10 protein-coding genes and 3 pseudogenes are annotated in these 14,109 nt (G+C 62.5%); 10 read left to right on the forward strand and 3 right to left on the reverse strand.

Annotated elements, in window-relative coordinates; all coding sequences use genetic code 11:
• Window positions 1-444: 444 nt before the first annotated feature.
• The 9 genes and pseudogenes from LGQ10_RS08940 (at window position 445) to LGQ10_RS08980 (ending at window position 11,767) form a co-directional block, all read left to right on the forward strand.
• Complete coding sequence (locus tag LGQ10_RS08940; RefSeq protein WP_226525330.1) at window positions 445-1,260, forward strand: ABC transporter permease; 816 nt, start codon at window positions 445-447, stop codon at window positions 1,258-1,260.
• A pseudogene (locus LGQ10_RS08945) lies at window positions 1,250-2,479 on the forward strand (ABC transporter ATP-binding protein); the annotation flags it as partial. The gene LGQ10_RS08940 and the pseudogene LGQ10_RS08945, both read left to right, overlap by 11 nt.
• A gap of 102 nt (window positions 2,480-2,581) precedes the next feature.
• Window positions 2,582-3,772: pseudogene (locus LGQ10_RS08950) on the forward strand (polysaccharide pyruvyl transferase family protein); the annotation flags it as partial.
• Between the two features lie 115 nt (window positions 3,773-3,887).
• Window positions 3,888-4,580, forward strand: coding sequence for a 2OG-Fe(II) oxygenase family protein (locus LGQ10_RS08955; RefSeq protein WP_319003952.1), 693 nt, complete (start codon window positions 3,888-3,890; stop codon window positions 4,578-4,580).
• Window positions 4,573-6,774 carry a glycosyltransferase gene (locus LGQ10_RS08960; protein ID WP_226525332.1) on the forward strand — a complete coding sequence of 734 codons (2,202 nt, stop codon included), beginning with the start codon at window positions 4,573-4,575 and terminating at the stop codon, window positions 6,772-6,774. Before LGQ10_RS08955 ends, LGQ10_RS08960 begins: the two co-directional genes overlap by 8 nt.
• 38 nt (window positions 6,775-6,812) lie before the next feature.
• Entirely contained in the window at window positions 6,813-7,826 is a 1,014-nt protein-coding gene (locus LGQ10_RS08965; protein ID WP_226525333.1) for a class I SAM-dependent methyltransferase, read from the forward strand.
• A 25-nt stretch (window positions 7,827-7,851) separates the two neighbouring features.
• On the forward strand, window positions 7,852-9,930 hold the full coding sequence (locus LGQ10_RS08970; protein ID WP_226525334.1) for a glycosyltransferase: 2,079 nt from the start codon (window positions 7,852-7,854) through the stop codon (window positions 9,928-9,930).
• Complete coding sequence (locus LGQ10_RS08975; protein ID WP_226525335.1) at window positions 9,927-11,054, forward strand: hypothetical protein; 1,128 nt, start codon at window positions 9,927-9,929, stop codon at window positions 11,052-11,054. The genes LGQ10_RS08970 and LGQ10_RS08975 overlap by 4 nt, the downstream gene beginning before the upstream one ends.
• Window positions 11,055-11,263: 209 nt before the next feature.
• A complete protein-coding gene (locus tag LGQ10_RS08980; RefSeq protein ID WP_226525336.1) occupies window positions 11,264-11,767 on the forward strand; it encodes an SPOR domain-containing protein in 504 nt (167 codons plus the stop codon).
• Window positions 11,768-11,848: 81 nt separating this feature from the next.
• Here LGQ10_RS08980 and LGQ10_RS08985 read toward each other — a convergent pair whose 3' ends face one another.
• The 3 genes and pseudogenes from LGQ10_RS08985 to LGQ10_RS08995 form a co-directional block, all read right to left on the reverse strand.
• The gene (locus LGQ10_RS08985; RefSeq protein WP_226525337.1) at window positions 11,849-12,331 is read right to left on the reverse strand and encodes a hypothetical protein; all 483 of its coding nucleotides are present in this window, start codon (window positions 12,329-12,331) and stop codon (window positions 11,849-11,851) included.
• A gap of 48 nt (window positions 12,332-12,379) precedes the next feature.
• Window positions 12,380-12,676, reverse strand: coding sequence for an ATP-binding protein (locus LGQ10_RS31515; RefSeq protein ID WP_226525338.1), 297 nt, complete (start codon window positions 12,674-12,676; stop codon window positions 12,380-12,382).
• 141 nt (window positions 12,677-12,817) lie between these two features.
• A pseudogene (locus LGQ10_RS08995) lies at window positions 12,818-12,950 on the reverse strand (site-specific integrase); the annotation flags it as partial.
• A gap of 101 nt (window positions 12,951-13,051) precedes the next feature.
• Between LGQ10_RS08995 and dusA the strand changes: the two are divergent.
• Entirely contained in the window at window positions 13,052-14,062 is a 1,011-nt protein-coding gene (dusA, locus tag LGQ10_RS09000) for a tRNA dihydrouridine(20/20a) synthase DusA (RefSeq protein ID WP_226525339.1), read from the forward strand.
• Window positions 14,063-14,109 lie beyond the last annotated feature (47 nt).

Below are 14,109 nucleotides of genomic sequence, written 5' to 3' on the forward strand. Positions count from 1 at the left end.
GCACCCTGCACAGCCTCGCTAACAGGCGTCTCGCAACGGACCCCGGGACAGGCAGACTGGTCCATGGAAGGTTATCGGCCGCATCCAGTGATGCCTGAAGCATAGATGGCCAATCTGCAACAGTTTCGACATTAACCTCCCCTGCGGGTTGCGGCTGTGCAGTATCGCACAGCGCCCCTGAGCCCCGGTGCAGGCCGCCTGCAGCGGACAACCATGCCTTGATCGACAAGCCACAACACTGTGCCCCAACTATTTTTCATGATGGCTCTTTACTGTCATCCCTTCATCAGAAAGAATCATCTCCCCACCCTCGATGTGGGAATTTCTGGTCTATAAACAACATCAAAAACAAATACACCGAATTCAACACATCGGCCCATTTCTTCGAGCCATCTGCTCGGGTAAATCGCGACGCTGAAAAAGTTGACCGCCAAGGAGTGGAAGTTGACTAGGGGCATCACGTTCAAGCTAGCTGGCGCTTGGCCTTGGCGTCATCGCGAATTGCTACTGGTATTGGTCACTCGTGAAGTCGCGGGCCGTTATCGCGGCTCGATCGCTGGACTGCTCTGGTCGGTCTTCAACCCCCTGCTCATGCTGCTGGTATATACCGTAGTGTTCAGCATGATATTCAAGGTCCGCTGGGGGGGTGGTAATGACTCCACCAGCCAATTCGCCCTGCTGGTTTTCACAGGTCTGCTGGTTTTCAACCTGTTTTCAGAATGCATCTGCCGTGCACCAACATTGGTGGTCAACCACAGCAACTATGTGAAGAAACTGCTGTTCCCCCTCGATATTTTGCCCTGGGTGACACTTGGCGCTGCATTGTTCCACATGCTGATGGGTCTGATCGTGTGGTTCGTCTTTCACATCCTGATCTTCGGCTTGCCCCCCGTGACTGCCGTGTTGTTTCCTCTGGTGCTCTTGCCATTGACCCTGCTTGCCCTGGGCCTGTCCTGGTTCCTCGCTGCCCTGGGGGTGTATCTGCGGGACATCGATCAGGTCATCGGGGTGTTGATGTCGGCCTTGTTAATGCTCTCGGCAGTCTTCTATCCGGTGACCGCCCTGCCGACAGCCTTCCAACCCTGGCTCTACCTGAACCCATTGGCCTTAGTGATCGAGTCTTCCCGAGAAGTACTGGTCTGGGGTGTGGTGCCTGATATTCGCGTGTGGCTAGGACAACTGCTTGCTGCCTGCGCTGTAGCAATTCTGGGACGGACATGGTTCGAGAAAACTCGCCAGGGATTTGCCGATGTGCTCTGACTTAGCGATCAAGACCCAAGGCTTGGGCAAGTGTTACCAGATCTATGAACATCCCAAGGACCGCCTGTTGCAAATACTGCTCCCGCACGGCAGGCAACGCTATCGTCCATTCTGGGCGGTGAAGGATGTCTCGCTGGAGGTGCGCAAGGGTGAGAGCCTGGGCATCATCGGTCGCAACGGCAGCGGCAAGTCGACCTTGCTGCAACTGATCTGCGGTATCGTCAATGCCTCCTCAGGCCGCGTGGACACCCAGGGACGCATCGCCGCCCTGCTGGAGCTGGGTTCGGGTTTCAACCCGGAATTCACCGGACGCGAGAACGTCTACCTCAACGCTGCAGTGCTGGGCCTGACCCAGGGTGAAACACAAGCGCGCTTCGATGAGATCGCGGCCTTCGCCAACATCGGCGACTTCATCGACCAGCCTACCAAGACCTACTCCAGCGGCATGCTGGTGCGCCTGGCCTTTGCCGTCTCGGTGTGCGTCGAGCCGGACATCCTGATCGTCGACGAGGCCCTGGCCGTCGGCGATGCCTCGTTCCAGTTCAAGTGCCTGGAGCGTCTCGAACGCCTGGCCCGACAAGGCACCACGCTGTTGTTCGTGTCCCATGACATGAGCATGGTCAAGCGCTTCTGCAACCGCGTGCTGTACCTGCGCAACGGTGAAGTCCGGGCCAGCGGCGCACCGCAGGATATGACCGAGCTCTACTTGCTGGACATGCGCGACGAGCAACGGCGCTGGGCCAGCAACGGCGCCATCCAGGTCACCGCCAAGCCTGCGCTCGACCCGGATCAGGGCATGGCCTTCGGCACCCCCGAAGGGCAGATTCTCTCGGCGCTCTTCGAGGCCACCGGGACCTCGTATTCCAGCTTTGTCCATGGCGACCGGATCGAGGTCCAGGTCCAGGTCCGAGTCACGGACCAGGTGCAGCGCCCCAACCTCAGCCTGACCGTCCAGGAAGCCAAGCTGCTGGTGGTCGGCGGCGCCAACGTGGCGCTGGCTTGCGACGCCCCGGTGCAAGGCTGGCGCAGCGCCACCGCCCACCTTGGATTCGCCGCCAACCTGGCGCCAGGCCGCTATCACATGACCCTCAAGCTGATGAACGGTGAAACCGAGGAAACCTCCCAACTGATCGAAAAACAAGTGGCGCCCCTGGCCTTCGACATCTTGCCGGGCGACCAGCCCTTTCTCGGTATCGTCGACCTGGGCATCACGCCGGTCGATGCCGCTCGGCCAGCCCATTGCCCGCAGGTTGCCGCCCCTGGCGCAAAACAATGGCAGGTGGCGATCTTCGGCACCTTCGACGTGGCCAACTACGGAGACCTGCTGTTCCCGCTGATTGCCGAGAAAGAACTGCAGGCGCGCCTGGGCTCGGTGAAGGTCCGTCCGTTCTCCTACCACGAGCGCCACACGCCTGAATGGCCCTATGACGTCACCTCGGTCAGCGAACTGCCCGACCAGATCGACACCCTGGATGGCGTGCTGATCGGTGGCGGTTTCATCATTCGCTTCGACAAGCTGGTGGCGGTCGGTTATTACCCGCCTACAGCACGCATTCATCATCCGACCGGCTACTGGCTGTCGCCGGCATTGCTGGCCCTGCAGCATGATGTACCGCTGATCTGGAATGCCCCGGGCATGCACTGCAACGAGATTCCAGCCTGGGCACGGCCGTTGCTCAAGCTTTCCCTGGAGCTCAGCCCCCATGTGCGGGTACGTGATGCCCTGTCCCAGGCAGCCCTGTCGGCGCTCAGCGACCAGGCACAGGTCCAGGTGTTGCCGGATACCGCCTTTGGCCTGGCCAATCTCATCGACCTGCAACAACCCTCACCCGAGTATCGCCAGCTGTGCCGGCAGGCGGGCCTGGGTGATCGCTACCTGGTGGTGCACTCGATTGCCGGCCTGGAGAGCTTCCTGCAACTGTGGAAGACCCATTCAGCAAGCCTGGAGCAATGGCAACTGTTGTTGCTGCCCATCGGACCGGTGCTGGGCGATCACGAATCCATTCTCGGTGATGACCTGCCCCGGGCGGTGACCCTGCCCCACTGGCCCTCGCCCTTGTTGCTGGCCGAGATCCTCGGCCATGCCGAGGCGGTGATCGGCCACAGTTATCACCTGGCGATCACCGCCCTGGCCTTCGGCGTCCCCATCTTCTGCTCGGCCAACCTGCATCAGGGCAAGTACACCGCCTTGCTCGACTACCAAGGCATCTACCCGCTGCCGACCGGTCAACCGATTGCCCTGCAATGGTTCCTCGAGCGCCTGCAAAGCCACGAGCCCTGCCCCCGCCTGGAGGCGGCCCGAGAACAGTTGCGCCACCACTGGGACCAGGTGGCCGACCTGATCCGCCAAGGCCCCCGGCCCACTGGCCAATGGATGAATCGACTCTGGCAGGAACTGCCCAACTTGCTGGAGGACCAGCAGCAGGAGTGGCACGAGCAGTGCCTGCGCCAGCGAGCCGAGCTGGATGAGCTGCACCGACAGATGCAGGCGCTGCAACAGTTCCAGGAATAACGGCGGTTACCCACGGACCCGCCCTGCGACGGATGCGGCGGGCCGTACACCAGCTCCTTGCGTGGCACCGCGACACTGCGTCTCACATGACTTGGATTCAAGGAGGAAGAACATGCTGCTGGACCTGAAGATGCTCGCCCGCCATCCGCTGCACAACCAGCCTTTTCGCTGGGCACGGATCGACGATCTGTACTCGGCCGAAAACGCCGCCGCGCTGGCGGCGACCTACCCCCACGATGCCTTCAAGCGGGTCTATGGCTACGGCGGGGAGAAGGACTATGAATACCAGGCACGACAGCTGGTGGAGTTGGGCACCGGGCGCATCGTCCATGCCCAGGGCCTGAGTCCGGCCTGGCTGCAACTGGCCGGCGAACTGACCCGACCGGCCTACCGCCTGGCGTTGTCGACGCTGACCGACCACGACCTGCGCACGGCCCCCATGGAAGTCAACGTGTTCCACTACGGGCCCCAGGCCTGCCTGGGGCCGCACCTGGACCTGGACGACAAGCTGGTGACCCATATCCTGTACTTCAACGATGCCTGGAACATCGAGGATGGCGGTTGCCTGAACATCCTGCGCTCGGCGGACCCGCAGGACATCGTCGCGGTGATCCCACCCCTGGTGGGCAGTTCGGCGGTGCTGGTCCGGGGCGATGACTCATGGCATGCGGTGTCGCCCGTGGTGGACCACTGCCAGACCTCACGACGCAGCATGACGGTGACGTTCTATCGACCGGGATCATCGAGTTCCATGTGGCCGGCAGATGACCAGACGCCCCTGCACACCTATGTGAGCCAGCATGGATAAGCCAGGATCACTGCCCACTCCGCCACGGCAGGAACATGCCCAGGTGATCGTCGAGCGCGATGCCGCCCTGGCACATATCGAGCATATGCGCCGCTCGCGCTCCTGGCGCCTGACGCGCCCGCTGCGGATGCTCATGCAGTGGCTGCGCCATGGAACCGCCGGCATTGGCAGCGAATATCCGCTGCCGCCTGCACCGGCGGCACACCCCCTGCCCCTCCCGACGCCAGCGCCGGCCTCGGTGCCTGTTCCTGTTCCTGTTCCGGCCAGCGATGCGCCGACGGCAGCGGCGGACAGCCCGGGGCCGTTCGACCTGCTGTGCTTTGCCAACATCGACTGGTCGGCCAGGTTCCAGCGCCCGCAGCAACTGATGACGCAGTTCGCAGCCCATGGCTACCGGGTGTTCTACATCGTCCTGGCCCCGACCATGGAACAGCCCTATCGGATCCGCGAAGTTGCCCCCAGGGTCTTCGAGGTCAACCTGCGTGGGCATTCGAACCAGAACCACTACGCCACCTGTATCAACCCGGGCAACCTGCGCAGCAACATCGAGGCCTTGCAGGCCCTGGCCACCGACTTGCGGATCAAGGCGGCGGTATCGGTGGTGCACCTGCCCTACTGGACACGCCTGGCCCTGCACTTGCGCCAGGCCCACGGCTGGCCTGTGCAGTACGACTGCATGGATGAATGGCAGGATTTCCCCAACATCGGGGCCCCGCTGCTGGCCGAGGAGCAGGTGCTGGTAGCCGAGGCCGACCTGGTCACGGTCACCGCGTCGGTGCTGTATGACAAATGGATCGATGCGAGCCGTCGCTGCGTGCTGGTGCGCAACGGCGTGGATTTCGAGTTCTTCACCCGCCATTGCATACCCAATACCCTGCTCGAAGACCTGCAGGGCCCGGTGATCGGCTTTTATGGTGGCCTGGCCGAATGGGTCGACCTGGAGCTCGTTGCGGCCATCGCCCGGCAACGACCGCAATGGAACCTGATGCTGGTGGGCGATGTGTTCGTTCGCGACCTCGCCGGCCTCGAGCGGTTGCCCAACGTGCACCTGACCGGGCGCCAGCCCTACGCCCAGATGCCGCTGTACCTGTATCGGTTCGACGTCTGCATCATTCCGTTCCGCCTGTACAACGTGACCCACGCCGTGGACCCGGTGAAGTTCTATGAGTTCATCAGCGCCGGCAAGCCGGTGGTCTCGGTGCCCCTGCTGGAAATGCAGATCTATGCGCCCTATCTGTATTTCGCCGAAGGTGCGCCGGATTTCGTGGCCCAGATCGAGAAGGCCCTGGAGGAAAACGATCCTCAACGCTGGGAACGGCGTATTGAGCTGGCCCGGGCCAATGACTGGCGACAACGCTTCGAGGACACCCGGGATGCGCTGGTGGCCCTGCATCCGATGGTGTCGGTGGTGATCGTCACCTACAACAATGTCGAGCTGACCCGAGCGTGCATCGACAGCCTGCTGGACAGCGGCGCCTATCCCAACCTGGAGCTGGTCATCGTCGACAACGCCTCCAGCGACGACACTCGCAACTACCTGCGCTACCTGGCCCGCACCGAACCACGGGTGAGCATCGTGCTCAATCCGCGCAACCTCGGTTTCGCCGCCGCCAACAACCAGGGCCTGCGACTCGCCCGGGGCGACCGCCTGGTCCTGCTCAACAACGACACCGTGGTTCCCAGGGGCTGGCTGGCCCCGCTCCTGCGCCACCTGGAAAACCCGCTGATAGGGTTGGTGGGACCCACCACCAATGCGGTGGGCAATGAAGCCAAGGTTCGGATCGACTACCAGCAGCTCGACGGCCTGCAAGATTTCGCTGACCGCCGCGAGCGCCAGTATCGCGGGCGCTGCTTCGAGATCCCGATGCTGGCCATGTTCTGCGTGGCGCTGCGTCGCGAGGTGCTGGAGCAGGTGGGCTGGCTAGATGAAACCTTCGGCATCGGCATGTTCGAGGACGACGACTACAGCCGCCGGGTACAGACGGCGGGCTGGCGCACCGTGTGCGCTGAAGACGGCTTCATCCATCACTACGGCCAGGCATCGTTCAAGGCCCTGATTCCGACAGGTGAATACCAGCGCTTGTGGGACAGGAACCAGGCCTATTTCGAAAGCAAGTGGGGCCTCTGGAAACCCCACAGCCAACTGCGCCGGGGCGCGGATGCGGACGTACCGAAATCGAGTGTCACTGACTGAGCCGGCAGGTCGGCTCACACCAAAACAAGAGGCCAAGCGTGCTGAAAAATATCCTCCACAGATTCAGTGGCCAGACTGCCCCCATCCCTGCGTCCCAGGACGAGGAGACCGAAGAGCAGCGCAAGGCCAGGACCGCCGAACACTGGTCGCAGAACCAGGCCGGCTCGGACCCATTTTCCGCAGATGTGTACTGGCGAGCAGTGCCGGCAATACAACGGCGCCACCAGCAGAAGGCCACGGCGGGCAGCGGCCATGACTATTGGGTGTCCTACTGCCTGGCGACCTTTCTCGGTGATCGGTTGCCGGTGGCCCGCATGCTCAGTGTCGGCTGCGGCACCGGGGATCTGGAGCGCGACCTGTTCAACCTCAAGGCGTTCGAGCATTGCGATGCCCTGGACATCGCTCCCGGGGCCCTGGAGACCGCCCGGGCACAGGCGGCGGCCCTGGGTGCCGGGAGCATCGATTACCAGTTGCTCGACGTCGAACACGTGACCCTGCCCAGCGCTCATTACGACGCAGTCTGGTTCAACGGCTCGATGCACCATATCCGCGAGCTGGAGAGCGTCTGCGCCAATGTCCGGCAAGCGTTGAAAGCCGACGGCTGGCTGTTTCTCAATGAGTACGTGGGCGCCAACCACTTCGCTTTTGACCAGACCCAGTGCGCGGCCATCAGCCATGCCTTTGCCCTGATTCCACCGACCCTGCGCTACTCCTTCGTCCAGGGCTCCTATGGCCAGGTCCAGCACCAGGTACCGCTGCCCGACCCGCTGGAAGTGGTGAAGGTCGACCCCTCGGAAGCCGTGCGCTCCCAGGACATCCTCCAGGTGGTCCAGGAGTACTTCGACATCCGCGCCTTCAATGCGTGTGGCGGCACGCTGCTGCAATTCCTGCTGCACGGCATTGCCGGCAACTTCAAGGATGACGACCCGCAGGCCATGCGGGTCTTGCAAATGCTCTTCGACATCGAGGATGGGCTGATCGAGTCGGGCACGTTGGACAGCGATTTCGTGATCATCGCCGCCACCCCTAAACCCTCTGAGACTGCCCGTTGAAGTCGCCCGTGGCCGGAGCGTGGCGATGACCCAATCTGCAACAGTCGTACTGCTCAAGTACTTGCGCAGCACTTACCAGCGCCTGCCATACCCGCTGCAGACCCTGGCGCGGTATCTGTACCGGCGGGCCTGGCTACCGGCGCGTCGAGCGTTGCGTCGACACCCCCAGGCCAGCCAGGCCTTCGTCCCCGAGCAGGGTGCGGTACTGGCAGCGTCCACGAACTTACCGGACTACCTGTTCTGGGGCGCCATCGACTGGGACTTGCGTTACCAGCGTCCGCAACAGCTGGCCCACGGCCTCAGCCTGGAGGGGCGGCGTGTGTTCTATATCGCCGCCAGCCTGGAAGATGACCTGCGTGCGGGGTTCCACGTGCGCCCCCTGGATGACCAGGGCCGCTTGTTCGAGGTCCGGCTGTTCGCCTGCAAGGCACCGGTCATCTACCAGGCTGCGCCCGACACTGCGACGATCCAGCAGTTGTGCCGCAGCCTGGGCGAGTTCTTGAGTTGGGTGGATGCTCCCCGGGTGATATCGCTGATCCAGCACCCCTTCTGGTTTCCGATCGCTCGACTGCTGCCCAACAGCCGGCTGGTCTATGACTGCATGGACCATCACCAGGGCTTCGGCAACAACGCCCATGAACTGGTGCAACTGGAGCAGCAACTGCTGGGGGAGGCGGATCTGACCCTGTTTGCCTCGGCGTGGCTCGCGCGTTACTGGCACCAACAGTGCCCCGCCACGCCGTACAGCCAGCGAGCCGTGCTGCGCAACGCGGCCGATTTCGAATATTTCTCCGCGGTCCCCGAGCATTGCTACCAGGATCCCCAGGGCCGCAAGGTGATCGGTTATTACGGCGCGCTGGCCCACTGGTTCGACGTGGAGCTGGTGTCCGCCATCGCCACCGCCTTTACCCACTGCACGGTGCTGTTGATCGGTGCAGACACGGCACAGGTCGGCTCGCAACTGCGAAGGCACGCCAATGTCAGGCTGACTGGCGAAATGCCCTACGCACAATTGTCTGCCTATTTGCAGGCGTTCGACGTATGTATCCTGCCGTTTCGAATCGAAGAGCTGACCCTGGCCACCAACCCCGTCAAGGTCTACGAGTACTTGAGTGCCGGCAAACCGGTGGTCGCGGTGGATCTGCCCGAACTGCATGAGTTCGATCGGCACGTGCGGATCGCCCGCGATGAACCGTCCTTCATCAAGGCCATCGCCCACGCCCTGGACGAGCCCGAACCGGCCAGCGCCGCCCGGTACCGGCAGGCCTTCGCCAGGCAGCAGACCTGGAGGCACCGGCTACAGGAACTGCTTCCTTTGGCCGAGGCCATCCAGCCTCAACCGCTGATCAGCGTGATCGTGGTGACCTGCAACAACCTGGCGTTCACCCGCGCTTGCCTGGCGAGCCTGACTGCCGACCCGATGGGTCGAGAGCTGGAACTGATCGTCGTCGACAACGCCTCCACCGACGCCAGCGTCGAGTTCCTGCAACAGTGGGCCGCCACCGGCAACCACGGCCTGATCCTCAATTCCCGCAACCTGGGGTTCGCCACCGCCAACAACCAGGGCCTGGCCAGGGCCCGTGGCGATTACCTGGTCTTGCTCAACAACGACACGCAGGTCACCAGCGGATGGGCCCAGAGCCTGCGCCGACACCTGCAGCGCAATCCCGGGCTGGGCCTGGTCGGCCCGGTAACCAATAACATCGGCAACGAAGCGAAGATCGACATCGCTTACCCCACGCTCGCACACATGCCCCGGTGCGCCCGACAATACACCTGGCGCCACATCGGCCAGCTCGTGCCTTGCAGCACCCTGGGCTTCTTCGCCGTGATGATGTCCCGCTCGACCTACCTGCAAGTGGGCCCGCTGGACGAAGCCTACGGGCTGGGATTCTTCGAGGACGACGACTATTGCCGGCGAATCGAGCTAGCCGGATTGTCCTGCGCCTTTGCCGAGGACGTGTTCATCCATCACCACCTGTCCGCGTCGTTCGACCAGATGCCCGACGGCCAGCGCCAGCAACTGTTCAACCGTAACAAGGCGCTCTACGAAGCCAAATGGGCATGCTCCTGGGTCCCCCACGCCTCCCGGGAGAAGTCATGAGACTGGTCTACCTCTCGCCCGTCAGTTGGCACAGCTTTACGCAGCGCCCGCACGAACTGGTCCGGCAGTTTCATGCCGTGACCCAGGCCCAGGTGCTGTGGATCGACCCTTATCCCACGCGTTTTCCGAACATTGGCGACCTGCTAGCCCAACGCTCCCCCCAGGGACCACGGGAGCCACAACCGGCGTGGCTGACGCTGGCCAACCCTCGTGCCCTGCCGATAGAGCCGTTGCCCGGCTCCGGCTGGCTGAACCGCCTGCTGTGGCGGGACCTGGTGTACCAGGTCCGGCTTTTTGCCCAGGGCGCCACCCTGCTGGGCATCGGCAAGCCTTCCAGGCTGGCACTGCAGTTGTTGCGCGAAGAGGTGTTCGCCAGCAGCTTCTACGACGTCATGGACAATGTGCCGGCCTTCTATCAGGGGTGGTCGCGCCGCTCCATGAGCCGACGCCAGCATGAAACCGCGCGAGCGGTGAACATCACCCTGGCCTCCTGCTCGGCCCTGCAGCAGTACTGGCAACGGCAACGGGTACACACGCAATTGCTGCTCAATGCATGCTCCACCGAACGCTTGCCCGAATTGCCGCTGCCACGTTGCAGGACGGGCACTGCAACACCGGTGTTCGGTTACGTCGGGACGCTGGCCAAATGGTTCGACTGGGACTTCGTGCAGGCCCTGGCATTGGCCTTTCCCGCTGCCGAGGTACGCCTGATCGGCCCTCAGCATGGCGCCCCGCCCACCAACCTGCCGGCCAACCTCCGGCGCTTGCCGGCGCTGTCGCACCAGGCCGCCCTGCAAGCCATGGCCGAGTTCGACGTGGGCCTGATCCCCTTCAAGCAAAACGATCTCACCCGTTTCGTCGACCCGATCAAGTACTACGAGTACCGGGCACTGGGCCTGCCGGTCGTCAGCACCACGTTCGGGGAGATGCGCACTCGCGGCAAGACGCCCGGGGTATTTCTCAGTGAAAGCCCACTGGATATCCCCGGCCTCATACGCAAGGCGCTGGCCTTCAGTGAACCGATGGCGGATACCCTGCTATTTCGCGAAGCCAACTCCTGGGCGAAACGTTTCGGACTGGCTCATTCCGCGATCTTGCACGGCATGACTGGGCCACTAGCCTGACCTGGCACAGCCACTCCCAGCCAGGTCGACGCGCATGCATTGCAGCGGCGCCGTTGCTGGTAGACTCCGCGCTCCCGGCCCCTTTCCCCGCGGTCCGAGACCGGCTTCACCCGGAGCCGCCAAACTGCAAAGCAGAGCCTCATGCCTTCGAACACCGCCATATCCTCCTCTTCCGCGTGCCATTGCAGCCTGGCACCCGAGCAACCGCAATGAGCCTCATGGCCCTGGCCTGGCTTCTGCTCCTGGGCATGACCGCCTACGCCGCGAGCACCCGCGGCCGCTCAGGCCCCAGATGGCTGGCGATTGCTGTCTTCTTGCCAGGGCTCGCCCTGGTCGCCGTACTGTTGTTGCCACGGGTAGCGAAGACTGGCGTCGATGCGTTGGTGCACGAGGACCTGCGGCCCTGCCCGATGTGCCTTGAGACCATTCAGGCCGCCGCCACACGATGCAAGCACTGCGGGAACGAAGTGGAACCTATCGCCCTGCAAGATCGCAGCGGCTGGGTGGTGCGTTTCACTGCCCCTACGGATGAAGCTTTCGCCCAGTTGACAGCACAGATGGCGCTGATCGACCTGCCGACGATTCTCGACGAGACACCCCATGCCTTCGCAGGCCCCTTTGAAGAAAAGGCCGAGGCACAGAACGTGCTCAGGTACTTGAAATCCAGCCATGGCCTGGATGGCCTGGTGACATGGCGGTCGGTGAAGAGGTAGCAGACCGGGATCGATCTGCCTGGAGATGGAGCCCTTAGGCCGGATCTGGCAAGAATGCGCCGATGATCCTGGGTACAGCACCTAGCGCCGCTGGGGGCTCTGGCAATCGATCACACTGGCGTCGGTGATGATGTTCTTGCTGTCGGTGTACAGGGTAATGCTGCAGAAATAGTCCAGGATGGTCTCGTTCTCGTAATGCCCGGTCTTGCGATAGACCGCCTCGCTGCTCACCGGCATCATGCCGCCAGCGCCCTGGCCACCGACACCGACCCAGGTCTCGCGTTGGCCGACATACTCGGTGCCGGTCTGTACGAACACCTTGTCGGGCCCCAGATGAGTCTGCACCCGGTTCCAAGCATAAAAACCACCACTGCCGTAAGACGAAGGCCCCATGCCCTGGTCAGGTTTGCCGAACAGCTCGAAGGCTTTTTTGGCGGGTTGGCCAATCAGCCGCTGGGCGGCGATCTTGACCTCGTTGTCCTGGTTGCTTGACTTGCCGGGCATGGCACATGCGGTGAGGGCAAGGATGACGATGGCGAGGCTGGCGAGTTTGATCGAAGGCATGAGATTCACTCCATGTGTGTGTGGCGCCGGAAACCTCGGAACTTTGTCTCAACTGAGACGCCCCGTCCATACTGGCCACTCAATCCCCGCTGTTCGAGGGTGCGGCTCGTCGCGATGGTAGCCACCAGACGCCTGGCCGTCTTCTAACTCCAAGCCAACGCCAGGGGGCAGATGGATCGTGAACCGGGCCCCATACACCGGGCTCGACGTCATAGAAACCCTGCCCTCATGCGCCTCGACAATCTGCTTGACGATGTAAGACCCCAGCCCCCCCCCGAACGCAGCGAGTTCTGCTGCCCGCTTGCGCGCACCATCGGCTCGAACAAGGTGGGCTCCTAGCAGCACTGCCTATGGGCCTCCAGTTACAAAGAAAGAACGTCCTATCACTGGTCTGCGACACACGCTTTTACTACGCAGGGGATTACTCCCCACGTTCAGCTCAAACACTTGGACTTGAAGACTTCCTCGCCAAACCACTCACCGACCTGAGCCAGCCTCGCCAAGCTCCGATTCACGCTTGCGCGACCAAGCCTGGGCGGCCTGTTTTTGGGCGAAGGTCTGGCTCTCTTGGTAGACTTGCACTCCCATCTGCCAGTTTTCGCGCCCTGATAGTCGCCATATCGAAAATGGTACGCGTCAGTTTTTGGATGGTACGTCGTACCACCGATCCTTGAATAACGCCTGAAAACGCAAAAAAACGCCCTGAACACGTAGAGCAAAATGATCCAGAATTCAGCTCCAACCCCAGTAAACTCAAGCCCTACGCTGTCCCGGCGGTTTAGCGTTGCACCGATGATGGATTGGACGGACCGCCACTGCCGTTATTTTCTGCGACTGCTGTCCAAGCACACCCTGCTCTACACCGAGATGGTCACCACGGGAGCCTTGCTCAATGGCGACCACGAGCGCTTCCTTCGCTACCACCCATCCGAGCATCCGCTGGCGCTGCAGTTGGGCGGCAGTAATCCTGCGGACCTGGCGGCCTGCGCGCGCATGGCCGAAGAGCACGGTTATGACGAAGTCAATCTCAATGTCGGCTGCCCCAGTGACCGGGTGCAGAACAACATGATCGGTGCCTGCCTGATGGGACATCCAGCGCTGGTGGCCGACTGCGTGAAGGCCATGCGCGATGCGGTATCGATCCCGGTGACGGTCAAGCATCGGATCGGGATCAACGGGCGAGACAGTTATGAACAGCTGTGCGATTTTGTCGGGCAGGTCCATGAGGCCGGCTGCACCAGTTTTACCGTACACGCCCGGATCGCGATTCTCGAAGGCCTGTCTCCCAAGGAGAACCGGGATATTCCCCCTCTGCGCTACGAGGTGGCAGCGCAGTTGAAGGCGGATTTTCCGCAACTGGAGATCATTCTCAACGGCGGGATCAAGACCCTGGAAGCCTGCCATGAGCACTTGCAGACCTTCGATGGGGTGATGCTGGGCCGCGAGGCCTACCACAACCCCTACCTGCTGGCAGAGGTGGACCAGCAGCTGTTCAACAGCAGCGAGCCGGTGATTTCCCGCGCCGAGGCCCTAGCGCAACTGCGGCCCTACATTGCCGAACACCTGGCCGGTGGTGGCGCCATGCATCACATCACTCGCCATGTCCTGGGACTGGGAACCGGTTTTCCCGGGGCACGCAAATTCCGTCAGCTGTTGTCGGTGGATATTCACAAGACCCAAGATCCGCTGGCGCTGCTGGACCAGGCCGGCCAGTTGCTGGAAGGACGCTAGGCGTCAGGCGGGTTGAACCTGATCCGGGTTTTGGCATCGTATTTATC

It is taken from the genome of Pseudomonas sp. L5B5 (genome assembly GCF_020520285.1).
Taxonomy (GTDB): domain Bacteria; phylum Pseudomonadota; class Gammaproteobacteria; order Pseudomonadales; family Pseudomonadaceae; genus Aquipseudomonas.